This window comes from Faecalibacterium prausnitzii, assembly GCF_049532945.1.
Taxonomy (GTDB): Bacteria; Bacillota; Clostridia; order Oscillospirales; family Ruminococcaceae; genus Faecalibacterium; species Faecalibacterium prausnitzii_N.
Genome location: NZ_CP186691.1, coordinates 2,511,129 through 2,536,774, shown reverse-complemented (window position 1 = coordinate 2,536,774; position 25,646 = coordinate 2,511,129). Strand labels below are relative to the sequence as shown.

Below are 25,646 nucleotides of genomic sequence, written 5' to 3'. Positions count from 1 at the left end.
TCAGCCAAAAAGACACGCTCTCCCCGAAGAAAGCGAAGGTCGAGCAGTCCACGCCCAAAAAGAAGAAGCTGAAACTCGATGCGGACAAGGCCGCAGAAAAAAACCAGCATTTGCGATTTGGCAAGGCAGAACTGACCCCGGACGAACTGAGCCGTTTGAGCAAAGCGCAAAAGCGCGAGATGTACGCTGCCAATGCCGCCCGGACTGCGGTACATCGGGAAATTGACCAGTATGAGGAAGATAATGTCGGTGTGCAGGCGTTGAGCGAGGGTGAAAAGGCCGCTGGAAATGTCCGCGATATTTCCAAGAGCCGCTATGCCCGGAAACTGAAAAAGAAAGCCAAGGTGCAGGGCAAGAAAAACTCCAAAACCGCAAAATCTTCTGCGCAAGAACCAACTGCATCACAAAATGCAGGAGATTCCGGTATCGGTACCCGTGAGGGTGGTTCCAATTGGCTCTCCCGATGGCGGCAGAAACATGACATTCGACAGAGCTACTATGCCGCAGCCCGGTCTGGTGGCACAGCGGCACAGACCGTTGGAAGCAAAAAAGCCGTATCCGGCGGTGCATCTGCCGCACGGTCTGGTGTAAAACGAGTAGTGGACAAGGGAAAATCTGTGGTCGGTTCGGCAGTAAACAGCCTTATGACCGCCGCAAAGAGTAACGCGCACGTTCTTGTGATCGTGGGCGTTTTTGTTTTGCTCATCCTGATGGTGATGTCTGGTTTTTCCTCCTGCGGCATCCTCTTTTCGGGCAGTACCCAAGTATCCGGGCAGACGATTTATTCTGCCGAGGACAGGGACATTCGCGGTGCAGAACAGGATTACAAGAAGCTAGAAAAGGAACTGGACAAAAAAATCAAGCGCACTCCGCAAGACCATCCGGGCTACAACGAGTACCAGTACCATCTTGACCCCATCGAGCATGACCCGTGGCAGCTCACTTCCTTTCTGACTACTCTGTATGACGATTATACCCGGTCGGAAGTGCAGGGCAAATTGAAGGAAATCTTCAAAAAGCAGTACAAGCTCACCACATGGGTAGAAGTGCAGATTCGGTACAAGACCGTATGGGTCATTAGTCCTGCGGGCATCCCGGTTCCTACACAGGTGCCGTATGAGTACAAGATTTTCCACACCAAACTGGAAAACAAGGGTCTGGAAGTTGTTATCCGGGAAGAGCTGACCGAAGATCAGTGGAAACGCTATGAGATCTTTCAGGATACGCTGGGTGGTCGGCCTTATCTGTTCAACGGCGGTCTGCCGCCCGGTGGCTCCGATGGCTCCGGCACACCCGGCATCGACTACACGGTTCCTGCGGAAGCTCTAACTGACACGGAGTTTGCCGCTATCTATGAGGAAGCCAAAAAATATGTTGGCACTCCCTATGTTTGGGGTGGCTCCACCCCGGAAACAGGCTTCGACTGCTCCGGCTATGTCTGCTGGGTCTACAATCAAGCTGGTTATGATGTTGGGCGCACCACCGCAAACGGATTATGGCAGAAGAGCCAGCATATTTCCGAAGCCGAAGCAAAGCCCGGTGACTTAGTTTTCTTCAAAGGAACGTATGATACGCCGGGGATGAGCCACGTTGGAATATATCTCGGTAACGGAAAAATGGTCAGTGCTGGCGACCCCATCAAATATGCTGACATCCACTCGTCCTACTGGCAACAGTATCTTGCCGGATTCGGACGGCTTTCAAAATGATTGGAGGGTTCTATTATGAGCGAAAAACTGGAAAAACTGCGAGCGATGCTCGAAAAAGAGAAGGAACGGCGCATCAAGATCAACAATCGCATCGAAAGTCTGGAGCGGCGGATTCAGGAGGCCGAAGCCGCCGAGGTAAACGAAATGGTGCGTAGTGCAAAGGTCAGCCCGGAACAGCTTGCTGCTCTGCTGCGGCAGTCGGCCAACGCCACCCCGAACCCGGCTGCGCTGGCCGTGGTCGGTGCTGTATTTGCAAAGGAGGAAGATACCAATGATGAAGATTAAGAAATTCGGCGCACTGCTGGTATCGGCAGTGCTGTGCATCGGCATGGCCGCTCCTGCTTTCGCCTATGAGGGCGATACCACCCCGGTAGAAGAACCTGTTTTGCCGGAAATCGTGGAGGAAGAAGATGCTGTCACCATTACGGATGAGGAAACGGGCGCATTGACCCCGGAAGGCAATCTGACACTGGTGGACGATTACTACACCAATTATTCGGACGGCTCCGGCCAGCAGTTCATTACGATGGTGAGCAAGTCGGGTGCCACCTTCTATCTGGTAATCGACCGCAATGCCAAAGGACAGCAGACCGTTCACTTCATGAATTTGGTGGATGAAGGCGACCTTTTGACCCTGATGGAGGAAGAAGATGCAGAAACCTACAATGCTGAAAAAGAAGCGGCGAAGCAGGCTGAACTGGACAAGCTGAAAGCCGAGGAAGAAGCAAAGAAAGCCGCAGAGGAAGCGGAAAAAGCGGCAGACGCTCCAAAAGAAAACAAGGTGACAAAATATGCTGCGGCGTTTCTCGGTGTCGTGGCACTGATCGCGCTGGTAGCGGGCGGCGGTTTCTATTTCTTCATCCAGCAGAAGCAGAAAAAACAGGCTGAAAAAGAAGCTGTTGACCCGGACGCAGACTACACCGAGGACAATGGCGACTTCGAGATTCCCCCGGAGGATGATTCGGACGATGAGGATACTTCCGAGGAACAGGATATAACTCCTATCTGATTTTAAGGCGGCGGTTGCCGCCTACATACCATAATCAGAAATAGATTGGAGGGATTTCTTATCGCAAAATTGATCGTGACCGAAAAGCCATCCGTTGCCATGTCTTATGCCAAAGTCTTAGGTGTGCATGGGCGGCAGGATGGCTACCTTGAGGGCAGCGGCTATATCGTGAGTTGGTGTATCGGCCATCTGGTAGAACTGGCTCCGCCCAGCACCTACGATGAAAAGTACGTCAAATGGAATGTAGCCGATCTGCCTATCCTGCCGCAGAAGTGGCAGTATCTCGTGTCTGCCAGCACCAAAAAGCAGTTTGGCATCCTGCAAAAACTTATGCACTGCCCGGATGTGGACAGCGTGATCTGTGCTACGGATGCAGGATAGTGCGGTTGGGTGACTCAAGAGAAAGAAAAAAGAGACCTCATCTCGTCAAAAAACTAAATCATAAAAGCATCAAAGAGGGCATTCAAATGAAACAAAATCGAATTTTTGACCAGAATAGTTCTCAAAAAGCACGTTCTTGGCACTATAATATGGACACCAACCGAGCGGAAGCCCAGTTCGCTGATGGCTCTGCCATTGCCATTGACTGCCTTGCCATCGAGGACGAATACGGCAATACCCCGGCACAGCGAGCTGAACTTGATTGGCTACTATACAACAAGCCCTTGGAGTGCGTCCAGCTTGTGCTGAGTGGTGAGATTGAGCATTATCTCTCACTTGGCTGTGACCATGGCAAACTGAAAGACTAACCTCTAAATAGGCCAAACAACCCGCTACTTGCAGTCGCTGCAAATGGCGGGTTGTTTGCTTATTTTAAGTTTTTCCTTTGCTCATAGTAGTGCAAAATCAATGTAGTGCAAAATCAATGGCCCAACGGTCAAAGAAATCACAAATATCAGGCAAATCTACTGGTTTCTTATAAATGTCATTCTAAAATTCAATGGATTTTGCTATTTCTAGCACTTGTTTTTTCGACACGAAAGTCGATTTAACCCTATATTTTATGTATCTCTCGATGATTTCAAGTTTGCCATTTTGGGGGCTTGATTATTGAGAAAATTCTAAATTCCAAAAAGGTCTATCATTTTCATCAATCGCATCGTTATTGAGAATAAGCACTGCACCACCACTTAACAGAGGAGGCAGCTGTAAATAGCTTATATTATTTATTGAGAAAATGAAACGCTATTGCAACAGTTGAATACTGTATATTTTATCAAATTGATACGGATCTGATAGCAACACCTTACCGTTTGATATCACAAGAATGCTTTCGCCTTCTTTAAGATACGACAACTGAAGATTTCCTTTCAAGTAGTTTGATACGCCATAAATTATATAATTGTCATCCGTATCATATAATTGATTTTTTGCAGTCGCATAAATACAATTGTTCTTCAGGTCAACTTCTTCAATTATAAGTTCCGATTTTTTTCTTCCGAATGTATTCGATTGAAATAGAATGCAGAGAACCACTGCCACAAATGCTATGCCAACCATAATCTTCCGTTTGCATTTCATTTTATCAACCTCTGTATGAAAGGAACAGCGTATAAAGCGATTGTGTTATTCTCAATGCCCCTGTATAAGAAGTTGGATATGAAGAACCATCAATTGTGCTTCCATCTTTATGGATTCCGATAGCTACATACCCAGCTCCAGAAATATATTCTACAAGAGGACCACCACTAAAGCCACCTGTCAAATCCCAATCGCCCTTGAGATATTTTGAAGTCTGACTTCTAATATACCCAGAAGATTTACACATCCGATATCTCGCATCGGCACCATTTATTTGGCTCGGATAGCCATAAGCATACACCAACTGTGATGATGAATAATTGCTAGACTGCCAATGTAACCCAAGCCATCCCGTTTTCGTTCCTAAATTATTCTTGAGCGTAATAATCGCCCAATCCTCCGAACTTGTTCCAGCAAGATAAGAATCACTAACAATCATCGAACTTGCCGATACATTTTCGCTTCCAAAAGGTTTACTATTATCAGATCGAGCAGGTGCGACATTTACCGACTTAACGTAGGCTTTTTCCTTTATACTGTATAGATTATGTGCTGCTGTTGCAAGTGCATTAGGCCCAATCATAAATCCAGAACCATAATTTGTCCCTCCATTATTGGTCGTTATCTGTAGGCATACCGTACTACAATATGGTGTTGCCGTTGGATTATCAACAACAGTGATATCATTGCTTCCGATAATCGCATACAGATCGGATAGATCAATATCCGAAATCTTTCCATTTGGAAAATAGCCTGCAGTTGTCTCTCCATCCGTGAAGGAATTGGTTTCAACTATAATTTCCTCTATAGATTCTTCTTTTGTATCAAAATCGTATCTATGGTATCTCTCGATATGAGATTTGCTTCCATCACTTTGATTATCTGCAAAAGCAGTCAGCCCAGAGTTAAGCTCCATTGAAGAAAGAGCCACAATCCCACTTGCTTTCAAAAAAATTCTACGAGATATTTTTTCACTAGCTATTTTAATTTTCCTTCTTTACTTTTAGAGTATACACAAGATTTCTTATACATCAGTTGCTCTGCATTGGAAACACCTCCGTAAAATTTTTCATACGTTAGAGCCATCCTTATTTTAGATTTCAACTTTTACTTTCGCAAAAAAATAAATACCACTGATTTTTTATCCAATAGCCGTGCTAAGATTTATCTCTATGGGATTCAACACATGCGTCTGCTGGCACAACCAAGCCCAATTGTTCACTGTAGTAGTAAACAAGTCGTCATAGTTGTTGTCATATGCAAAATCAAATGTGTCATGAACGGTAATCAAGTAATACATTATAGAATTACCAATCATGAAGCCTGTTCCAGAGGTGCTTACCCTATGCAATGCATAGAATAAATCTGCATTATCAGACTTTTGAATTGTAAAAGACCAACTTCCTCCACTAAAATCTTTCAAGCCACTATTAAGTACTTTGTTTTTATAATTATTAAAAACTGTTGTCGTGTTTAACTTGTCAAGCAATGGCGTCGAAGAATCCGTCACACTCTCAGAATAGTCAATATTATATACAGAGAATTCAACCATAAGAGCCGCACATTCATATCCCTTATCCCGTGCAATTTGCGCAGCTGCCAACCATGCAAGCTGTGTATTATTTAACAAATTTCCAGATGCACGTGTTTGATCTTCATCTTTCATCTTATCGATAAACTTATTTAATTCATCTATCGACATTCCCGAAAAATCAACATGATACTTATCATTCATGCTTTGAATAACAGGATTGCTAGCTTTACGGCTGCTTATGTTAGCAGCATAAGACACAGTATTTATCGAAAACAAAAAACACACTGAAAGAATTAATGATACGAACCTCTTCATAACGAACCTCCTTAAATTCTGTACTCTACTATATAAATTGTGTGCTTCTCATCATCCCAGACAACGAGACTAAAATTCACATCTTCAGAATGTAAAAGCAATGTATTCATTTCGGCTTCCGAGCGTAGTTCCTTATGCTGACTATTATCATAAAGAAAAAAATTTCCACTTGCAATTTCAGGAATCACAAAATCTAATCCAAAATATGACGACACATTTTTTAATATAGAAGATATGGTTGGAGAATCATTAATTTTCTCCCATGAATCGAGTTGATGAATAATTTTGGCTGCATCCACATCGTAGTATACCGCTAACATTATCCCATCATTTTGCAATCCGCCATAAGCCTCATATATCAACGATTCAGAGTATGTTGCTTTTCCAATTTTGAATTGTTTCAAATAATCTCGTTTTTCATATTTGCTTTTTCTTCCAAGCATAAAGCCCAAAAGCAAGCACAGTGCGACTATAGCTAGGTATCGGATAACTCGCGTTGGTCTCGCCTTTATAATTACCTCACACCTTTCTAACTTGCTGAAATATATAACAAACTCCACTTATCTACTGGTACTTCCGGTAATGGTTTCGCTCCGTCCATCGGAATAGCTAAAGGTCGCAGAATACTCAAGCCTATAAGATTTTCCGGGCTTAGTGTTAAAGCTACTGCTCACCATGCAGGTTGAGGTCGTGCTGCTGTTTGAGCAGCTACTTACTTTTTGCCATGTTCCAATTGTCCCCTTTTCATAGAGAACGCCTGAAACGCTGATTTTCTTTACTCCAGTTCGAGTCTGGGCATCAACCTGATAGTATGTTTGGTAAATAGATCCGTTGACCGTACTATCGCCTACATACCGTTCAGACTTTTCAGCGGCCATTGCGGTGCAGGCAAAGCTCAAGAGAATCACCGCTGAAACAACAATGGACAACAAACGCTTTTTCGACATAGACATACACCTCCGTTTTTTTGCTCCCATCAAGAGCCTTTGTATAATCAACGCAATTCGCATTCGCTTCGTTTCAATTTTCAGGAGAAAATTTTTCAAATTTTCCATCTTTGTAAGTTCAGACAAAAAGAAAGCCAGACATTTGTGAACTCTCACAAGTGTCCAGCTTTCTTAACGGATACCTTCCGCAATTTTCATAATCTCATCGTATGGAATGTTTCCCATAACGGTATGTGTAATCCCCCGATGTTCCCAACTTAGAGTATAAACATTCTTTCCATGTTCATCCGTACTGGTTCCAAGTACACCATCTGCTTCTCCGACCTTTACGGTTTCGTACACTGTATGCTCATTATCAAACAGGGACTGCTGCCCTGGCTGGATAATTGAGCAACGGACTGTGTAGCTTTCCTCTGTTTCTTTTGACGAGTAAACATGTAAAAAGTTTTCTGCTCGCTCAAATTTCTGCACATCGTCCATTTCAAAGCCGTTCGGCACATAATGGTCGCTGTATCCATCCGGGAGCCACTCCAGCGGTTCGCCATCCACCTGATAAGTCAGCTGCATCTCAATGGGCAGAAATTTTTGAATCATCGTATAGACTGCCCTGCGGAAATCAGCGCTGACCGCAAGAGCACCAACCGTCAGCATTACGAGTGTCAATGCCGCAATTAGTACTCGTTTCAACACTGGGTGGTGCTTTTTCTTCTTTAAGGCCTCTGTCATTCGTTCGTCCCATTGGGACGTATCTGGGTAGATTTCCTCAAACTGCTTTGGCGTTGGAAGCGAATCCAGTTCTCTTTGCGCATCTGCACGAAGTGCCATCATCAAAGCCGCATCAAATGAAATGTCTGTCCGCTCACTCATGGCTGTTCATCTCCTTCCATAATAGTTTTCGTCCTCGAAAGAGCCGTGTTCGTACCACTTCATCCGTTAATCCCAGCGATTTTGCAATCTCACGGTTTGTATATCCCATTGCCAAAAGGCGTAGCGGATCACGGTACATCGGTTTCATTTGGCCAATCAGTTCTGTTAGACGTTCAATGTTATCGGTGCTAACTGCTGCATCATCCGGCACCGGAGCGGCATCTGGTTCGTTTGGGACATCTTCCAGCAATTCTTCTCGTTGTTTGCGAAGCATATCATATGCACGGCTTCTACTACAACTAACGAGATAAGCAGCGAGTTCGTGACAGTTTTCTCGATGAATTTTAGAAAAATTTTTTGCAACGTACAAAAATACCTCTTGTAGCACATCCTCTGCCAGATACGAATCATCCATGATTTTGTAAGCGGTATGGTAAACCAGCCGTTTGTATGTATTGTACACCTCGGTAAAATCTTCTTCAAAGTTTCGATCATCAAGCACACTTAGATATAACGCAAGCAACGCAGTCACCTCTATTCACATTGATTGTGTGTAGTGTACCACGAACCAATAAAAATGTCGAATACAACCAACTTTTGAAAAGGAGCGTGATGCCATTGACCCAACCGAAAACCGATCTCGCCTATCTCCGCAGCGAGAAAGCCAAAGCAGAACAGCAGCTGCGCTACTACCAGCACCGGGAGAAAATTCTGGAACACCAGATACCGGAGCTGACCCGCAAGGCCCGTGTGCATCGGCTGTGTACCCGTGCCGGAATGCTGGAAAGTTTTCTGATTGCGCCGGAAGAACTCACCAACGATCAGGTGATGGAGCTGCTGAAAATTGCGTTCCGTCAGCCGGAAGTTGCGCTGGCTCTTGCAAAGATGATTCACGACCTGCACGAAAGCCGCAGCGTTCCGCACCCTTTAGAATAAAGGGCGCAATTATACACCGTTCCGGTGAAATTGCGGTCTTGCAGACGGCTCGATGAAATCGAAGCTGGCGTTTGTGCGCCAGCCCGATTCCATCCCAAGGAAAACTGCATTTTCCTTGCGCTGCTTTGCAGCTATCCTTTTGCGGCTCCCGCCTGAGATCGAAGCGCATGGCACTCCGTTCTAAGGCGGCGAGCAAAACCGAATACAATTCCAGACCGTTCACCAAGAGCAATCTTGCTGGGCGGTCTTTTTGTTTGGGGGTGATGCCTATTCCGTGTCCGCATTTCAAAATTACCATCGTCAAGCGCAGCCAAGGGCAGTCCGCTGTTGCCGGGGCCGCTTACCAAAGCGGCGAACGGCTGTTCAGCGAGTACGACCAGAGAACAAAATTCTACAACAAGAAGAAAGAGCTTGTCCACGCTGAGATCATGCTGCCATCCTATGCGCCGCCCGGATATGCAGACCGGGCGACCCTCTGGAACGCCGTAGAAGCTGTGGAGAACCAGTGGAACTCCCAGCTTGCCCGGCGCATCGTGCTGGCGTTCCCGGTGGAGGTGCCGAAGGAGCAGTATTTGTCCATGATAAAAGAGTTTTGTCAGGAGCAGTTTGTTTCCAAAGGGATGATTGCCGACTTTGCCATCCACGACAAGGGAGATGGAAACCCACACGCTCACATTCTGCTGACGCTCCGGGCAATAGATGAACACGGCAAGTGGCTCCCGAAAGCCAGAAAGGTGTACGACCTTGACGAGAACGGTGAGCGCATCCGGCTCGCTTCCGGCAACTGGAAGTGCCACAAGGAAAACACGGTGGACTGGAACGACCAGAAGTATGCCGAGGTCTGGCGGCATGGCTGGGAGACCATTACCAACCGCTATTTGGAAGCGGCTGGCCGCCCGGAACGTGTTGACCTGCGCTCCTTTGAGCGACAGGGCATCCAGCAGATACCGACCGTGCATCTCGGTCCCGCCGCACACCAGATGGAAAAGCGTGGAGTGGAAACTTTTCTCGGCAACCTGAACCGGGATATTCGCGCCGCCAATAGCCTGATGCAGTCCATCCGCAGTGCGATTCGTGGGCTGCAACGCTGGATCGCAGACCTGAATGAAAAGAAGCAGATTCTTTTGGATGCACTGGAACAAGCCAAGGAGCCAATGCTGTCCGACCTGCTGGTGGATTACTTCAACCTCCGCAACGAGCAGCGCAGCGATTGGTCTGGCAAGGCAAAACTGAAATGCACTGTCCGAGACTTTGAGGAAGTCAAACGGGCGGTGGACTATCTGAAAGCCCATTCTCTGAACACCATCGAGGATCTGGATACCGCAATTTCTAACCTGAACCAGACCGCCGCCCCTCTCCGTAGGCAGTTGAAGCAGAACGAAAACCGTATGCGGGCAATCGCCCAGATCAAGGATGCTGCCGCCGCCCATGCCAAGCTGAAGCCCATCCACGACACCTTTATCAAGAAGAACTTCAAGTTGACCAAGGACGCTTATGCCGCCCAGCACAAAGAGGAGCTGGACACCTTTAATAAAGCTGTCCGCACTCTGATGAAACTGAACGGCAGCACAGCGGTAGATTTTTCGGCATTGGATGCCGAATTTTCTGCGCTGCAATCCGGCAGCGCAGAACTGCGTACCAAACTGGAAACCTTGCAGCCGGATGTCTCTGCCCTGAAAAATATCCGCAAGTATATCGACATGGTGCTGAATAAGCAGCAGCTTTCCACACCGGGCGGCAAGCCCCCGGAGAAGGAATCGGTGCTGAAACAGCTGGAGCAGCTTCAGCAGAAAAAGTCCAACTACAAAACGATTTCTACCACCCCAAACCGCGAAGAATCGCTCTAAACGATCTTTCTGTCACCGATATGCCGTTGCAATCAGTGGCAGAAGTACATAATTCATTTGTTTTTTGCTGGCTTTTGGCTATTCTCGCTGGCTAGTGAGTAGAGGCGTACTTTTAAGGCAGAAATTTTCTCCAACACCCCCCATTTTAGGCCACTTTTTCTGTTAATAGTAGAAGCGCCTCTTTGAAAGCCGGTCATTTGTGACCTTTTTGTTAATTCTCAAAAAGATGGTTGTCTTTGGGCTGTTTTCGTTGCCTACCTATTGAGAGGATTTTTTCAAAAGCGGAGATTTGGTCTCAAGAATTACAATTCAATTACAAGTTTCTCACCAATGCTACGAAACAGGCGTTCTCGATGCCTACCAAGTGTAGGGCATCTTTTTCAAGACCATTCTCGGACTATTATGACGTTTTGTTTACAAAATTGCTTGCAATGCTACGAAATGGCCTTTTTCATCGGCTACCAAGTAGAAGGATGTTTTTCGTCCGTCAAAGTCCAGAAATCTTCCATATGTTCCTTGACAAGTGAATAGTTCAATCGTCCGGTACTTCACAAAAGGTACTTCTGTAACTCGCAGCCCGGTCATAACGAAGACGGGGTGGCTGAAATGCCAATGGTGCGGTGCAAGCCCGCCGCCGGACGATTCCCCACTCCTAGGGAAGTCGAGGACCAATATGGGAGACCTTAACTTATTAACGCAGTTGAGCACTTGTTTCGTGCTTTTCTGCGACTGGAGAATTGGAACCCTCCAATTCTCGTTACATACTCTTTGTTCCTGATTTCTGCTTCAGCTGGAGGTGATCAACATTTCAGAATATCTTACCACGCAAACTCCGCTGCCGCCGTTTCTCCCATACCCACGCTTCCTTTTGGAACTTGACCTGAGTCAGACTGCAAAAATGACTTATGTGTTGCTACTCGACCGTGCCACACTCTCGCAGAAAAATCTCTGGATAGATGAACGTGGATTCGTGTTTGTCATTTTTACGATTTGCTCTTTGGCTGAGCAGCTAGGGCGCAGCACTGTCAGTGTTTCCAGTGCGCTTAAGGAATTGGACGCTGCGGGATTGATTGAGCGCAGACGAACGCGGTTTTCTTCGCCCAATCACATCTTTGTGAAAATTCCAAATGTTGAATAGTTCTGCGTTTTTCACGATTCAAGAACCGCCAAAATCACGATTCTGTGATGCAGATTCTTAATGGCATCTGCAAAAGATATTTTTCCTATGCAGTATAGCAGCCTTTAAGACTGTATCGAAGAAAACTTTCACCTAACCAACGTAATAAAACAAAAAGAGAAAAACGAATAGAATCCATCCATTCCTTTCCGTATTTGCACCACATGAATGAGGAGGTCTGCCCTTGAACAAAGAAAAATCTGAGAAGAAGCCCACCACACGCAAACGTGCGCCGAGAAGTCCGAAGTCCGTGCGCCTGATCGTGGAACGCCATTATATCGGCAATGTGCCGATGAATACGCTTTTTCAGCGGCTTGTGGAAGAAGAAATTCGTAAAACTGCCGAATCGTATCTCGCCGCTGGCTAATTGGACGTTTTACTGCGGAAAAGGGCTTGCATCGTCACGCAGCATCCGCTACAATGTGATTGATGAGGTCTCTTTTCCATTATGGAGGTACACATGGAAAAGGACAAAAAAGTAACTGCTTTATACTGCCGACTGTCAAAAGATGACGGTTCAAACAGCGAAAGCCTGAGCATCCGCACTCAAAAGTCAATGCTTATGGAGTATGCCACACGCAACGGTTTCGGGAATTGCCAGTACTATGTTGATGATGGTTACAGCGGTACGAACTCTGACCGCCCTGCCTTTCAGGAACTTCTGGATGATATCCGGGAAGGAAAGGTGGCAACAGTCATTACCAAAGACCAGTCCCGACTTGGACGCAACCACATCGAAACCGGAACGTATATGGAAATCTTCTTTCCTGAACACGGTGTCCGCTATATTGCAATCAACGATGGTTATGATTCCAACGAGCAATCTCAGATGGATATTGCCCCGTTCCGAAACATCATCAATGAAATGTACGCCAAAGACACTTCCCGAAAGATCAAGAGTGCCCTTCGGACACGCAAGAAAAGTGGAAAGTATATCTCCAGCGGCGCACCGTTTGGCTACCAGAAAGACCCTGCCGACCACAATCACCTTGTGATCGACCCGAACACCGCCCCCGTTGTTGAGTATATCTATTCAATGGCAGAGGAAGGGCTGGGGCTTCACCGCATCGCCAAGCGGCTCCACGATGAAAAAGTCTTGAAGCCGTGTTACTACAAGAAAGAGATGTTTGGCCGCTTTATTGATGATGAAAAGATGTATGATTGGGACAGTGCCTATATCAGTCAGGTTCTGCACAGCCCAGTCTACGCCGGACACATCATCTACGAAGCCAAGCCCACCGTGTCCATGAAATCCAAAAAGCGGCGTTATATTCCGTTTGAAGAACGCGCTATCGTTCCGAATACACATGAAGCAATCATCCCACAAGACCGTTGGGAGAACGTGCAGCGAATCCTTTACAGCCGTTCCAGTAGTTTTATGTGCGATAAGACCGACTACGACAATATCTTCAAAGGCATCGTCCGCTGTGCAGACTGCGGCAGAACGATGTTAGTCAAGGTCGAGCACAGGCGCAAACGTAACAGTGTTCTGGATCAGACCTTTTATTGTTGCAGCACTTATCGGAAATATGGTGCGAAAGCCTGTGACTCGCATAATTTGGAAGCCCGTGTTCTGCATGAAGCTGTCTTTGCGGACATTCAGGCACACGCAAAGGCCGCTGTGAGCAATCGGGAAGCCCTTGTGAAGAAGATTGCAAATCAGATGCACCTCCGGGTGTCCTCTGACCGGGCGCAGCACAAACGGGATTTGAAGCAGTGTAAAGCACGAATCGCAGAAATCGAAGACCTGTATGCAAAACTTTATGAGGACGTATCAAAGGGACTTCTCCCGGAGAAACGTTTTCAAATGCTTGCAGATCGCTACGACAAAGAACAGGCTGAACTGACCGAGAAGATTGAGCAGTACGAGCGGGAAGGCCGTGCTGAACACGATCAGCTGGACAAGATTCAGGATTTTATTGATGAAGTCAGCAAGTACGCTGGTATCACCGAACTGAACTATAAGATTCTGCATCAGCTGATTGACAAGATTCTGGTATCCAGAGCGGAAAAGGTCGATGGCGAATACGTCCAGAAAATCCAGATTTTCTACCGCTTTATCGGCCCATTGGATGCCATCGAGTAACAAAGTCAGAAAAGTCACCTCCGAGAACTATCCTACAGATGCAGGGCGTGAGGGCGAACTGATTTTCCGACTGGTTTACGAACAGGCTGGGTGTAAAAAGCCTGTTTCCCGGCTGTGGCTGTCCAGCATGGAGGACAATGCCATCCGGGAGGGCTTTGCAAATCTGAAACCGTCAACAGAATATGATGCACTGTATCAGGCTGCACTCTGCCGGGAACGTGCCGATTGGATGGTCGGCATCAACTGTTCCCGGCTCTTTTCATGCCTGTATGGTCGGTCTTTGGCGGTTGGGCGTGTTATGACCCCTACACTGGCGATGGCCGTGCAGCGAGAAGCAGCTATTGCTGCATTCACCCCGGAGAAGTTTTACACGGTTTCGCTGGCATTTGAGGGCGACGGCACAGCGTCCAGCAAGCGATTCTCGCAGAAAGAGGATGCGGAAACTCTGCTTGCCAACTGCCGAAAGGAGGTCAGCACGGTGGTGCAAAAAGTAGAACGCAAAGAAAAAAACGAAAAGCCGCCGCAGCTCTATGATCTGACGACGCTCCAGCGGGATGCCAACCGTTTGCTGGGGTTTACTGCACAGCAGACCTTGAACTATGCGCAGAGCCTTTACGAAAAGAAACTCATCACTTATCCCCGAACAGACAGCCGCTTTCTGACGGAAGACATGGCAGCATCCCTGCCGGGGCTGGTGTCGGCTGTTGCGGGAGCCTTTTCCGTGGGGGAAGCTGTACCCGTCCATGCAGAACAGGTAATCAACAACAGCAAGGTCAGCGACCACCATGCGCTGCTGCCTACTGCAAGCATGGTACAGGCCGACTTTTCAGCTTTGCCCGCCGGGGAACTGAGCGTCCTGCGGCTGATTGCGGCACGTCTGCTCTGCGCCATGGGAGAACCTCACCGCTGTGCAGAAACCGTCCTGACCACCATCTGCGCCGGGGAAGAATTTACCGCAAAAGGCAAGGTGGTTTTGGACGAGGGCTGGAAAGGCATTGAGCGCAAAATGCTGGACGATCTGCTGGACAAAAAGAAAGAGCCTGCTGCTCTGCCGGATGTGCAGGAGCAAAGCGAGTGTGGCATTTCTGGTGCTGAACTGAAAGAGGGACAGACATCCCCTCCGAAACACTTCACCGAGGATACTCTGCTGCACTCTATGGAAACAGCTAGCGCGGACAGTATGCCAGAGGATGCAGAGCGTCAGGGCATTGGAACTCCGGCTACACGAGCGGCTATTATCGAAAAGCTGGTGGCAAAAGGCTTTCTGGAGCGCAAGGGCGACAAGAAAACCAAGGTGCTGCTGCCCACCGACAAAGGTAAAGCCCTTATCACCGTAATGCCCGAAGAAATCCAGTCCGCCGACATGACTGCTGACTGGGAAACAAAACTGCTGCGCGTGGAGCGTGGCGAGATGGAGCCAGAAACTTTTATGACTGAAATCAACGATATGATCTCCTCGCTGGTAAACACCACCGAGGCCGTGAAAGGAGCGAGTGCGCTTATGAAAAATAAAGTGATTGGTGTCTGTCCGAACTGTGGCAAATCTGTTGTGGAACGTGAAAAAGGCTGGTTTTGTGAAGCCAATCCCTGCCGCTTTATTCTGTGGAAAGACAATGCTTTCTTCAAGCGGTTGGGCAAACGGCTGGATGCTCATGTAGCCGACAAGCTGTTGCGCGATGGCCGTGTCCGGCTGAAAGACTGCAAGAGTGCCAAGGGCAAGGTTTACAACGCCACCGTCCTGCTGTTCACCGAAGCCGACGGTCGCAGTAAGTTTTCGCTGGAATTTGAGGGTGGCCGCTGATGAGTGTGCTGGACGAAGCTGTTTATCTGCTGAATAACGAAAAATACCTGCATTTGCGGGAAAACACCTCCGGCGTTGGCTACGCCACCTATGACAAGCTGACCCTGCTGCCGTTGGAAAAGGGACAGATTCCCTTTGAGTATCTGCCGCCCGATGGCAGAAATGCCATTCCTGCCGCCCGGAACTGGTTCCTTTTTGAGCTATCCGATGACCCCCGCAGGGCTATTCAACTGGAAAGCGTGAGAATCCTCGACAACATCCCGGATTCCGGCATCCGTAAGCGGCGCATCTGGGAAGATCCGTCCATTCCTAGGGATGATGTGCGGCTCATCGACAGCAGCTATAAGGATTTGTACCGTGTTCCCAATGGCGGTGTGATTCAGGTGGACTACCCGGATGGCCGAAGTTTCACGACACGGCTGGAACATTGGGACGAGTATCATTTTGATGTTGGTGGACTGGGTGATATGTTCCACATCTGCCAGTTTGCAGAGGTCATGGAGCGCAATGGAGCCAGCTATTACCCGGAAATCCAGACACAGGATGAAGTAGGTGCATGGGAACTGGGCGGAAAAGGCTATATTGCTATCCAGTCCTGTGACGATGGCTGGGATTACACCCTCTATCACAGCGATTACTCTGTGATGGACAGCGGCCAGATTGACGCGCCGGAGCTGACGATTCAGGAAGTCCGGGAAGAAATTCTGGAAGCACATCACATGGAAAAAGGTCGGCGGCTGATACAGGACTACGATTTTATCATGGACAGAGCCGCCGAAGCCGAAGAACTGGGCGCAAACCATCGCCCTTCCACGCTGGAAAGGCTGGCTTCACTGGCTAACGCAAAAGAAAAATGCGATGCCCCGGAGTGCAGCCCCGTTGGGTGCCGGAAAGTGAGGGATGCTCGTGAACTTTAATGGCGAAGAATTGATGCTGATGATGCTCTACAATTCCGGCTCCCGGCTGGGTTTGATGCAGGAGCTGCGGCTGATGCAGTGTTACCTGATGCCTGATGAAACTGCCCTGAGAGAACTGTCCGAACAGGTCATTGAAAAGCTGAAACTTATGACCGATGCCGAGTTTGCCGAACTGGAATTTCCGCTCAACTGATTTTTACCGCCTATGGGCGGAATTATATACTATTTCTCGTCATTACCTTGTCAACATAAAGAAGAATCGGTATAATTAAAATAAAAGTAATAGTTTCCACTCAACCAAGGAGGAATAAATGAGTGTAACATCAAAAACTGGGCCTTGTCCCATATGTCAAACCTCAGTAGAAGTTATAGAAGATTTGACAGAGTACAGACGAGTATTTAGTTGTCCCATCTGTGGACGATTAGAATTCTATCCTGCTGTTTCTACCTTTAAGGATTTTAATTGGAATCACTTATCTGTTTATTTGGCATACAATGGTTACCCGCAAAATGATCTGCGCTATTTTTCAACACGTTCAAAAGAATACTGCGCCGAAAAAAAGCACGAGTTTGAAACGAACAAATCCAACTTTGGCTATCCTGTTCATTTGACTCCTCTTGATGTTGAAAATTGGTATCCTAAACGTTTTTCTGAAAAAGTCGATTTCATTTTGCAATGGATAGAGTCTCATACACCTTATTGGGGGAGTCCCGTTCTCTTGGAAAATGACAGAGTTTATGCAAATTTCTTTGTCGAACAATTTGAGTACATTGATGATAGGTGGATGCCACGTCCTACAGAATTGCGTAATGAGCAGCTAAAGTACATCGTTAACTGCCTTGTCAAACAAGAGTATATTGAAAGTCCTACATCGTATACGGGAAGAAAGCGTCCCATAACATTAACCCCAAAAGGATATTCAAGACTTGATGACATTAGAATTGAACTAAATTCTCAAAAAGATGTGCTTGTTGCAATGAAATTCGGCGACGACACTCTCAAGTTGCGTAATTCTATTAGAAAAGGCATCCAAACTGCTGGCTATCATCCGATTTTTATTGATGAAGTAGAGCACAACGACTTCATAACCCCCGAATTGTTGAAATATATAAAAAACAGTAAGTTTATTGTTGTCGATTTAACTCACCAAAATAATGGTGCATATTTTGAAGAAGGGTATGCAATGGGACTTGGTAAACCTGTAATTCAGCTCTGTAAAAAAGACGTGAAACTTCATTTTGATATTGCCCAAAAGAACACAATATTCTGGACGACTGAGGATGAGATCACAGACAGGCTTCCCAAAAGGATTTTAGCTACAATCGAATGATTTTTGTTTTTGAGCGGGCAGTGGCTGGAGCTGCCCGCTCTTTTTATACCCTGAAGCTGAAAGGAGGAACGCAATGCCAAACAAAACGCAAGAATACCTTAACCTCGCCCAGCAAACGGCAAAGGAACTGACCCGATATTGGGAAAACTGGTCGGACTACCTGACCACTGCATCCCGGCTGTACAAGTACAACTATGCAGACCAGCTCATGATTTACGCCCAGCGTCCTGATGCCACCGCCTGCGCCAGCTTCGACCTCTGGAATGATCGCATGAATCGCTATGTCCGGCGCGGCTCCAAAGGCATCGCCTTGTTAGACCAGTCCAGCAGTGTGCCGCGTCTGCACTATGTTTTTGATGTGAGCGATACCGGGGTGCGCCGCAATTCTCGTGACCCTGAGGTGTGGCAGCTCGGCCCTGATCTGGTTCAGCCTGTGTCAGAAATGCTTGCCAGAGAATACGGTGTCCGGCATGAACGAATCACCCAGCAGATCGCGGACATTTGCGGCAAGCTGGTGGATTCCTATTGGGATAACAACAGCGGTGACATTCTCGACATCGTTGACGGCTCGTTCCTGATGGATTATGATGAAGCCGGACAGGAGTTCCAGTTCAAAAGTGCCGCTGCAATCAGCATCACCTATGCTGTCCTTGAACGATGCGGTTTTGAGCCGGAAGGACATTTTGACCGGGACGATTTTCAGGCCATCTTCTCCTTTTCCACTCCTGCCGCCGTGTATGCGTTGGGCACCGCAGTCAGCGAGTGCAGCCGGGATGTGCTGCGCAACATCGAAAGAACCGTAAAGACGACAATCCGCCGCCGCAATGTAGAAAGGAGCCAGTATGAATATGAACAGCAGGAACGTGACCTACTCGACCATCGGGGATTATCAGCTCCCGAACCTGACCCTGCCCCGGCAGGAGAAAACACTGGGCAAGTACGGGCGACTGCGCCGGACTTACCTGATGAAGCATCGCCCGGTGCTGTACAACACGATGCTTCTGTCGGGAACTCTGCATCCGCACCTGTTGGAGGTGGAGCAAACCGCAGAGAGCCGGATGCGGCAGACCATGCAGGAGTTGCTGAAACAGAACCCGGCCCCGAACAAGGAGCAGTATCAGATGGAGTGGGTGCAGCACATGAACAGCCTGAAAGCACAGGCCGAGGAACTGGTGATGAACGAGCTGATTTACAGCTAAGTTTCTTCGATGCACACATTCCCACCGAAGCTGAACAAATTGAATCCATCGACCAAGCGGAGAGCGAAAAATCGCCCTCCGCTTTCTCTTTGTCACAGGCTGAGATCGAAAACGCGCTGCGGAGAGGTTCCAATGTTGAAGGCAGCAAACTTCGGATATGGAAAATTTATCAGTTGCAGCCTGACCGAAAACTCCGGGCAAAAGCTCTTGCCAACGAATATGCACCGTATGGCCCCGGCGGTTCTTCACACACTTATCTGGACGGAAGCAGTGGTTGGCTTGACCATGACAGCAAGGGGCTGACGTTTGAGCATTATCCCGACCATCAGAAAGTGCTTCTCCGCTGGAATCAGGTCGAAAAATATATTCACCTGATGATTCAGTCTGACCGCTACCTGTCGGACAAAGAAAGAAGAGTCAACGACTTTCCCCTTGAACTGAACGCCGCCAGTGCAGCCGAATACACTGCATTAAAGGCGCAGCACCCGGATACTCTGGTTGGATTTGAAGCTGGTGGCAATTTTATGTTCTATGGAGAAGATGCTGCCAAGGTCGCAAAAGTTCTCAACAGTGCTTTGTTTACGAGAGAAACAGCACTGGGCGAAGTTCAGGTCACAGGCTTTCCACCTAGCTTATGGGCAAGAAAGTCAAAAGAATTGTGGTCTGCGGGCAATGATGTTTACCTTGCCGGATTGAACGAAGATGGGACTCATTACCAGACTAAACATCTGCACAAAGAGGACTATCTGCCCATCGGCTCCATCATCAATATGGATGGCCGGAAATTTCGGATTGGCGGAGTGGATTTTGATAAGGGCAAGGTTTCCTTGCAGGATATGGCACTGGCCGACCTGCGGATGCCAATTTTTCGGGAAGAACCGCTATCTGTTGTCCGGGAATTGTACGAACAGCAGGACGAGGCCCTTGACGCTGCTCCCGAAAAGGCCGTTGACTATAAGGTCGGGGACGAAGTTGTAGTAGACCTTCCCACCAGAACGATTGAAGGAACCATCGGCTATGTTGGCGAAACCGATGTGCGCATCGACACCAGTGCGCAGGGCTATTCGTGGAGCAACGAGGTACTCAACAAGCAGCAATTCGAGGACGGTCTGCGGCGGGATGAACCTACACCTGATGAGGAACTGGACAAGTTGCCTATCTCTGTGGAGGTCAATGGCGAGTGGCAGACCTTCCCGGATGCCGCTGCCTTGGATGAAGCCCTGAATGCTGAACCTGCGCCGGAGCCTGCCGGAAACTTCCGTATCACGGACGACCATCTGGGCGAGGGCGGCGCAAAGCAGAAATATGCCCGGAACATTGAAGCCATCCGCACCCTGTTCAAGCTGGAACAGGAGCACCGAGGAGCCACCGCCGAGGAGCAGCAAGTGCTTTCGCAGTATGTGGGCTGGGGTGGTCTGCCGGATGCCTTTGACCCGGATAAGAGCAACTGGTCAAAAGAGTACACGGAACTGAAAGGGCTGCTCTCCGAGGACGAGTATGCCGCAGCCCGCAGCTCCGTGCTGAACGCCCACTATACCAGCCCTACCGTCATCCGTAGTATCTACGATGCCGTGGAGCGCATGGGTTTCCACAGCGGTAACATTCTGGAACCTAGTATGGGCGTGGGCAACTTCTTTGGAATGCTGCCCGAGAGCATGGCAGACAGCCGGCTGTACGGCGTGGAACTGGACAGTATCACGGGCCGGATTGCCCAAAAGCTGTACCCGGAGGCCAACATCAAAGTGGCCGGATTTGAAACCACGGATAGGCGGGATTTCTACGATTTAGCGGTCGGCAACGTACCGTTTGGCAATTACAAAGTCAACGACAAATCGTATAACAAGCTGAACTTCAGCATCCACAATTATTTCTTTGCGAAAGCCATCGACCAAGTGCGTCCGGGCGGCGTGGTGGCGTTTGTTACCAGTCGTTACACGCTGGACAGTAAAGATTCTTCTGCCCGCAAGCACATGGCAGAACGAGCCGATTTGCTGGGGGCCATTCGTCTGCCCAACAACGCTTTCCGTGCCAACGCTGGCACGGATGTTGTCAGCGACATTATCTTTTTGCAAAAACGTGACCGCCCCATCGACCACGAGCCGGACTGGGTGCAGTTGGGCAAAACAGAAGATGGCTTTGCCATCAACCAGTATTTCGTAGACCACCCGGAGATGGTGCTGGGCGAGCTGACCACCGAAAGCACCCAGTACGGACGGGAGGAACTCACCGTTGCACCCATTGAGGGTGCAGTGCTGGCAGACCAGCTTGCAGAAGCGGTGCAGCATATTGAGGGACTGTACACGGAAGTTGAGGTCGAAACACCAGATATTGCGGATGCAGAAAATGAGCGACACATTCTCCCTGCTGACCCGGATGTGAAGAACTTCTCCTACACCGTGGTTGACGGTGAAGTGTATTACCGCGAAAATTCTGTTATGACACAGGTGGAGCTTTCCGACAACGCCAAAGGCCGTGTAGCTGGTATGGTGGAGTTGCGGCAGATCGTCAATGAGTTGATTGACCAGCAGCTAAACGACTACCCAGATGCCGACATTCAGGCTACGCAGGAAAAGCTGAATGCCGCCTACGATGACTTTTCTGCAAAATACGGCTTGCTGAATGACCGCAAAAACGGCAGATTATTTGAGCAGGATTCTTCTTACTATCTGCTGTGTTCTCTGGAAAATCTGGACGATCAGGGGCAACTCAAAAGCAAGGCGGCGATGTTCACCAAACGCACCATTCGCCCGGAACGTACTGTCACCAGCGTGGACACTCCCACGGAAGCACTTGCAATTTCCATCGGAGAGCGTGGCCGGGTGGATTTGCCCTATATGGCAGAGCTGCTCGGCACTCCCGGCGACTATGAGCGAATCACCAGCGAACTATCCGGCGTAATTTTCAAAGACCTCGGCACAGACCCTACTGACCCAGAAGCGGGCTGGCAAATGGCGGATGAATACTTGTCCGGCAATGTCCGGGCAAAACTGCGCATGGCACAGCTTGCCGCCGAAACCAACCCGGAGTTTGCAGTCAACGTCACCGCATTGGAAAAGGCGCAGCCGAAAGACCTTGAAGCATCTGAGATTGATGTACGTCTGGGTGCAACATGGCTTGCGCCGGAGATCATCCAAAAGTTTATGGCAGAAACTTTCCAGATTCCCTACTATCTGCGTCATGCAGTTAAAGTGAGATATTCTCCCTATACCGCAGAATGGCGCATTGAGGGCAAGTCGGCTATGGGCAGAGGCGACATTACCTCCACCGAAACCTATGGCACATCCCGCGCCAATGCCTACAAGATTCTGGAAGATACGCTCAACTTGAAAGATGTGCGCATCTATGATGCCATTGAAGATGAAGAAGGCAGACCGAAGCGCGTCCTGAACAAAACGGACACCATGCTGGCGCAGCAGAAACAGCAGGTAATCAAAGATGCTTTCGCCAACTGGATCTGGCAAGACCCCCAGCGGCGCATTGCACTGGTGAAGCAGTACAACGAACTGTTCAACAGCAACAGACCGCGCGAATACGATGGTTCCCACATCCATTTTGTCGGTATGAACCCGGAAATTTCGCTCCGGGAACACCAGCGTAACGCCATCGCTCATGTGCTTTATGGTGGGAATACGCTGCTTGCACACGAGGTGGGTGCCGGCAAAAGTTTTGAGATGGCAGCTTCGGCAATGGAATCTAAACGTCTGGGCCTGTGTCAGAAAAGTCTTTTTGTCGTGCCAAACCATTTGACGGAACAATGGGCGGCAGAGTTTTTGCACCTATACCCCAATGCCAAGCTGCTGGTAGCTCAAAAAAAGGACTTTGAAACCGCCAACCGCAAAAAATTCTGTGCGAGAATTGCGACTGGGGACTACGATGCGGTCATCATCGGTCATTCACAGTTTGAGCGCATCCCGTTGTCCTATGAGCGGCAAGAACGCATTATTCAGGAGCAGATTGATGAAACGCTTGCCGCCATCAACGAACTGAAAGCCACTGCCGGCGAAAATTTCAGCATCAAGCAGATGGAAAAGACACGCAAAACGCTGGAAATCAAGTTGGAAAAGCTACGCTCCGATGCGAGAAAGGATGATGTTATCACCTTTGAGCAGTTGGGCGTGGATAGGCTTTTTGTGGATGAGAGCCATTTTTACAAGAACCTTTTCCTCACGACAAAAATGCGCAATGTCGCTGGTTTGTCTACAAGTGAAGCGCAAAAATCGAGCGATATGTTCGGAAAGTGCCGCTACTTGGATGAGATCACAGGTGGGCGCGGCGTGGTGTTTGCTACGGGAACGCCCGTGAGCAACTCCATGTCGGAGCTGTACACGGTCATGCGCTATCTGCAATATGGCACGCTCCAGCAAAAAGGGCTGACACACTTCGACTGCTGGGCCTCTACTTTTGGTGAAACTACTACTGCCATCGAACTTGCGCCCGAAGGCACCGGATACCGTGCACGCACTCGTTTTGCGAAGTTCTTCAACTTGCCTGAACTGATGGCGATGTTCAAAGAAGCAGCAGATATCAAGACCAGCGACCAGCTTCATCTCCCGGTGCCTGATGCAAAATTTGAGACGGTGGTGGCGAAACCGTCCGAAATTCAGAAAGAAATGGTGCAGGAACTGAGCAAGCGCGCTGCGAAAATCCACTCCGGCGCGGTGGATGCGTCCGAGGATAATATGCTCTGTGTCACCAACGATGGCCGAAAGATCGGTCTGGATGTTCGCCTGATGAATCCCTTGCTGCCCGATGACCCCAACAGCAAGCTGAACGCCTGCGTTCGGAACGTGCTGCAAATTTGGGAAGATGGCAAGGAGCAAAAGCTGACACAGCTTTTGTTCTGCGACCTCTCGACACCGAAGAATGATGGCAATTTCAATGTCTACGATGATATTCGCACAAAGCTGCTTGCCGCCGGGGTGCCGGAAAGCGAAATTGAGTTCATCCACGATGCCGATACCGAAGCAAAAAAGGCTGCATTATTCTCCAAAGTGCGCTCCGGCGATGTGCGGATTCTGCTCGGAAGCACGGCAAAAATGGGGGCAGGAACGAACGTGCAATCGCGGCTTGTGGCGGTGCATCACTTGGATGTTGGCTGGAAGCCCAGCGACATGACCCAGCGCAATGGACGCATTATCCGGCAGGGCAACCAAAATAAGCAAGTCCGGATTTATAACTATGTCACGGAGGGTACGTTTGATTCGTACTTGTTCCAGACCCTTGAGAATAAACAGCAATTTATCAGCCAAATCATGACCTCCAAATCTCCGATGCGCTCCTGCGATGATGTGGACGAACAGGCTCTTTCGTATGCAGAAATCAAGGCATTGTGCGCAGGAAATCCGCTCATCAAGGAAAAGATGGATTTGGATGTGCAGGTCGCAAAGCTCAAGGTGCTGAAAGCCGACCATCAGAGCCAGAAGTTCCGTCTGGAAGATAAGCTGCTCACAAAGTTCCCGGCTGACATTCAGGAAACCACCGCCTATATTGCTGGCGTGAAATCGGATGCCGAACTTGCCGCCGCACACCCACAGGTGCAAGAGGGATTCTGCGGCATGACCATCAAGGGCATGGTGTACGATGACAAAAAGGCTGCAGGCGAACGGCTTCTTCTCGCTTGCTCCGAGCTGCCTAACAGTGAGGAAAAAGTGATCGGCAGTTATCGCGGCTTTGAACTGTCGTTGCGGTTCGACACCTACCACAGCGAATATCAGGCTCTTTTGAAAGGTCAGCGGAAATACCCGGTAGCACTGGGCAAAGACCCTCTTGGCTGTATCATCCGTCTGGATCATTCTCTGAACGATTTCCCGGAACGCATCACTTCTGCTGAATATGAACTGGCCACGCTGAAACAGCATCAAGCGGCGGCGCAGATCGAAGTGGAAAAGCCGTTCCCGCAGGAAGAAGAACTGGCTGAAAAGTCGGCTCGTCTTGCCGAACTGAATGCCCAGTTAGATGTGGACGAAAAGCACCATGAGCCGGAGCAGGATGAGGAAGAAAGGGAGGATGAACCTCGCCGCCCCTCTGTGCTGGCAGCTCTGGAAGAAAAGGCAGACAAAACAGAAATCGTCAAGCCGTTCAAGAGCTATCTCGACAAGGATGGTGATGCCCGGTGAACGACCGTCGCGACCAGCAGCTCCATTTCCGGGTCAGCAAGCAGGAGCTGGAACGGATTCGGAAGAAGATGGAATCCAGCGGCATTTTAAGCATCGGTTCTTATCTGCGCAAGATGGCACTGGATGGCTACTGTTTGCATCTCGATTTGCAGGAGCTGCGCCGCATGGCCTATCTCCTGCAAATGTGCAGCAACAATCTCAACCAGTATGCCAAAGCCGCCAATGAAAACGGTCAGGTCTATGCCGCCGATTTGGAGGATTTGCGCACTCGGTTGGATAAACTGATTGATATTGGCAAGCAGATTCTTTCCCGGCTGGCTGACCTCTGATTTTT

At 48.8% G+C, this 25,646-nt stretch carries 21 protein-coding genes and 1 pseudogene; 16 read left to right on the top strand and 6 right to left on the bottom strand.

Annotated elements, in window-relative coordinates; translation table 11 throughout:
- The first annotated feature begins 110 nt into the window (after positions 1-110).
- The 5 genes and pseudogenes from ACNQFG_RS12765 (at position 111) to ACNQFG_RS12745 (ending at position 3,467) form a co-directional block, all read left to right on the top strand.
- Positions 111-1,709 carry a C40 family peptidase gene (locus tag ACNQFG_RS12765; protein WP_423405168.1) on the top strand — a complete coding sequence of 533 codons (1,599 nt, stop codon included), beginning with the start codon at positions 111-113 and terminating at the stop codon, positions 1,707-1,709.
- 15 nt (positions 1,710-1,724) lie between these two features.
- On the top strand, positions 1,725-1,994 hold the full coding sequence (locus tag ACNQFG_RS12760; protein WP_423405167.1) for a DUF4315 family protein: 270 nt from the start codon (positions 1,725-1,727) through the stop codon (positions 1,992-1,994).
- Positions 1,981-2,718, top strand: a complete 738-nt coding sequence (locus ACNQFG_RS12755; RefSeq protein WP_423405166.1) for a DUF4366 domain-containing protein — start codon at positions 1,981-1,983, stop codon at positions 2,716-2,718. Before ACNQFG_RS12760 ends, ACNQFG_RS12755 begins: the two co-directional genes overlap by 14 nt.
- A 60-nt stretch (positions 2,719-2,778) precedes the next feature.
- A pseudogene (locus ACNQFG_RS12750) lies at positions 2,779-3,096 on the top strand (toprim domain-containing protein); the annotation flags it as partial.
- A gap of 89 nt (positions 3,097-3,185) precedes the next feature.
- Positions 3,186-3,467: a DUF6061 family protein gene (locus tag ACNQFG_RS12745; protein WP_015536560.1), complete on the top strand. Its 282-nt coding sequence runs from the start codon at positions 3,186-3,188 to the stop codon at positions 3,465-3,467.
- A 776-nt stretch (positions 3,468-4,243) separates the two neighbouring features.
- Here ACNQFG_RS12745 and ACNQFG_RS12740 read toward each other — a convergent pair.
- From ACNQFG_RS12740 to ACNQFG_RS12715, 6 genes are all read right to left on the bottom strand, one after another.
- Positions 4,244-5,188, bottom strand: coding sequence for a trypsin-like serine peptidase (locus ACNQFG_RS12740; protein WP_223389532.1), 945 nt, complete (start codon positions 5,186-5,188; stop codon positions 4,244-4,246).
- Positions 5,189-5,380: 192 nt separating this feature from the next.
- Positions 5,381-6,088, bottom strand: a complete 708-nt coding sequence (locus ACNQFG_RS12735; protein WP_015536562.1) for a hypothetical protein — start codon at positions 6,086-6,088, stop codon at positions 5,381-5,383.
- A gap of 11 nt (positions 6,089-6,099) precedes the next feature.
- Positions 6,100-6,492 carry a hypothetical protein gene (locus tag ACNQFG_RS12730; RefSeq protein WP_223383318.1) on the bottom strand — a complete coding sequence of 131 codons (393 nt, stop codon included), beginning with the start codon at positions 6,490-6,492 and terminating at the stop codon, positions 6,100-6,102.
- 156 nt (positions 6,493-6,648) lie between these two features.
- On the bottom strand, positions 6,649-7,035 hold the full coding sequence (locus ACNQFG_RS12725; RefSeq protein ID WP_223383317.1) for a hypothetical protein: 387 nt from the start codon (positions 7,033-7,035) through the stop codon (positions 6,649-6,651).
- A 171-nt stretch (positions 7,036-7,206) separates the two neighbouring features.
- A complete protein-coding gene (locus ACNQFG_RS12720) occupies positions 7,207-7,902 on the bottom strand; it encodes a DUF4367 domain-containing protein (protein ID WP_005924698.1) in 696 nt (231 codons plus the stop codon).
- On the bottom strand, positions 7,895-8,434 hold the full coding sequence (locus tag ACNQFG_RS12715) for an RNA polymerase sigma factor (RefSeq protein ID WP_223383315.1): 540 nt from the start codon (positions 8,432-8,434) through the stop codon (positions 7,895-7,897). Before ACNQFG_RS12715 ends, ACNQFG_RS12720 begins: the two co-directional genes overlap by 8 nt.
- 80 nt (positions 8,435-8,514) lie before the next feature.
- Here ACNQFG_RS12715 and ACNQFG_RS12710 point away from each other — a divergent pair, with 80 nt between their 5' ends.
- The 11 genes from ACNQFG_RS12710 to ACNQFG_RS12660 all read left to right on the top strand — a co-directional run bounded on the left by ACNQFG_RS12710 (position 8,515) and on the right by ACNQFG_RS12660 (position 25,641).
- Entirely contained in the window at positions 8,515-8,838 is a 324-nt protein-coding gene (locus tag ACNQFG_RS12710) for a DUF3847 domain-containing protein (RefSeq protein ID WP_005924694.1), read from the top strand.
- Positions 8,839-9,107: 269 nt separating this feature from the next.
- Positions 9,108-10,685, top strand: a complete 1,578-nt coding sequence (gene mobQ / locus ACNQFG_RS12705; RefSeq protein WP_044954172.1) for a MobQ family relaxase — start codon at positions 9,108-9,110, stop codon at positions 10,683-10,685.
- Between the two features lie 796 nt (positions 10,686-11,481).
- The gene (locus ACNQFG_RS12700; RefSeq protein WP_005924687.1) at positions 11,482-11,823 is read left to right on the top strand and encodes a replication initiator protein A; all 342 of its coding nucleotides are present in this window, start codon (positions 11,482-11,484) and stop codon (positions 11,821-11,823) included.
- A gap of 223 nt (positions 11,824-12,046) precedes the next feature.
- Complete coding sequence (locus ACNQFG_RS12695; RefSeq protein WP_005945116.1) at positions 12,047-12,229, top strand: hypothetical protein; 183 nt, start codon at positions 12,047-12,049, stop codon at positions 12,227-12,229.
- An 81-nt stretch (positions 12,230-12,310) separates the two neighbouring features.
- Positions 12,311-13,948, top strand: a complete 1,638-nt coding sequence (locus ACNQFG_RS12690; RefSeq protein WP_097773931.1) for a recombinase family protein — start codon at positions 12,311-12,313, stop codon at positions 13,946-13,948.
- Entirely contained in the window at positions 13,935-15,749 is a 1,815-nt protein-coding gene (locus ACNQFG_RS12685; RefSeq protein WP_423405165.1) for a DNA topoisomerase, read from the top strand. Before ACNQFG_RS12690 ends, ACNQFG_RS12685 begins: the two co-directional genes overlap by 14 nt.
- A complete protein-coding gene (locus ACNQFG_RS12680) occupies positions 15,749-16,666 on the top strand; it encodes an LPD16 domain-containing protein (protein ID WP_223474524.1) in 918 nt (305 codons plus the stop codon). Before ACNQFG_RS12685 ends, ACNQFG_RS12680 begins: the two co-directional genes overlap by 1 nt.
- Positions 16,650-16,859 carry a transposon-transfer assisting family protein gene (locus ACNQFG_RS12675; RefSeq protein WP_223474523.1) on the top strand — a complete coding sequence of 70 codons (210 nt, stop codon included), beginning with the start codon at positions 16,650-16,652 and terminating at the stop codon, positions 16,857-16,859. Before ACNQFG_RS12680 ends, ACNQFG_RS12675 begins: the two co-directional genes overlap by 17 nt.
- A gap of 118 nt (positions 16,860-16,977) precedes the next feature.
- Complete coding sequence (locus tag ACNQFG_RS12670) at positions 16,978-17,997, top strand: hypothetical protein (RefSeq protein ID WP_223474522.1); 1,020 nt, start codon at positions 16,978-16,980, stop codon at positions 17,995-17,997.
- 73 nt (positions 17,998-18,070) lie between these two features.
- Positions 18,071-25,312, top strand: coding sequence for a DEAD/DEAH box helicase family protein (locus ACNQFG_RS12665; protein WP_423405164.1), 7,242 nt, complete (start codon positions 18,071-18,073; stop codon positions 25,310-25,312).
- On the top strand, positions 25,309-25,641 hold the full coding sequence (locus tag ACNQFG_RS12660) for a plasmid mobilization protein (RefSeq protein WP_423405163.1): 333 nt from the start codon (positions 25,309-25,311) through the stop codon (positions 25,639-25,641). The genes ACNQFG_RS12665 and ACNQFG_RS12660 overlap by 4 nt, the downstream gene beginning before the upstream one ends.
- Positions 25,642-25,646: the final 5 nt, after the last annotated feature.

Coding starts and splice junctions, on each gene's coding strand:
- ACNQFG_RS12680 (WP_223474524.1), top strand. CDS start 15,749: ATGAGTGTGCTGGACGAAGCTGTTTATCTGCTGAATAACGAAAAATAC.
- ACNQFG_RS12755 (WP_423405166.1), top strand. CDS start 1,981: ATGATGAAGATTAAGAAATTCGGCGCACTGCTGGTATCGGCAGTGCTG.
- ACNQFG_RS12675 (WP_223474523.1), top strand. CDS start 16,650: ATGCTCGTGAACTTTAATGGCGAAGAATTGATGCTGATGATGCTCTAC.
- ACNQFG_RS12760 (WP_423405167.1), top strand. CDS start 1,725: ATGAGCGAAAAACTGGAAAAACTGCGAGCGATGCTCGAAAAAGAGAAG.
- ACNQFG_RS12720 (WP_005924698.1), bottom strand. CDS start 7,902: ATGAGTGAGCGGACAGACATTTCATTTGATGCGGCTTTGATGATGGCA.
- ACNQFG_RS12710 (WP_005924694.1), top strand. CDS start 8,515: ATGCCATTGACCCAACCGAAAACCGATCTCGCCTATCTCCGCAGCGAG.
- ACNQFG_RS12670 (WP_223474522.1), top strand. CDS start 16,978: ATGAGTGTAACATCAAAAACTGGGCCTTGTCCCATATGTCAAACCTCA.
- ACNQFG_RS12725 (WP_223383317.1), bottom strand. CDS start 7,035: ATGTCGAAAAAGCGTTTGTTGTCCATTGTTGTTTCAGCGGTGATTCTC.
- ACNQFG_RS12745 (WP_015536560.1), top strand. CDS start 3,186: ATGAAACAAAATCGAATTTTTGACCAGAATAGTTCTCAAAAAGCACGT.
- ACNQFG_RS12690 (WP_097773931.1), top strand. CDS start 12,311: ATGGAGGTACACATGGAAAAGGACAAAAAAGTAACTGCTTTATACTGC.
- ACNQFG_RS12685 (WP_423405165.1), top strand. CDS start 13,935: ATGCCATCGAGTAACAAAGTCAGAAAAGTCACCTCCGAGAACTATCCT.
- ACNQFG_RS12735 (WP_015536562.1), bottom strand. CDS start 6,088: ATGAAGAGGTTCGTATCATTAATTCTTTCAGTGTGTTTTTTGTTTTCG.
- ACNQFG_RS12665 (WP_423405164.1), top strand. CDS start 18,071: ATGCCAAACAAAACGCAAGAATACCTTAACCTCGCCCAGCAAACGGCA.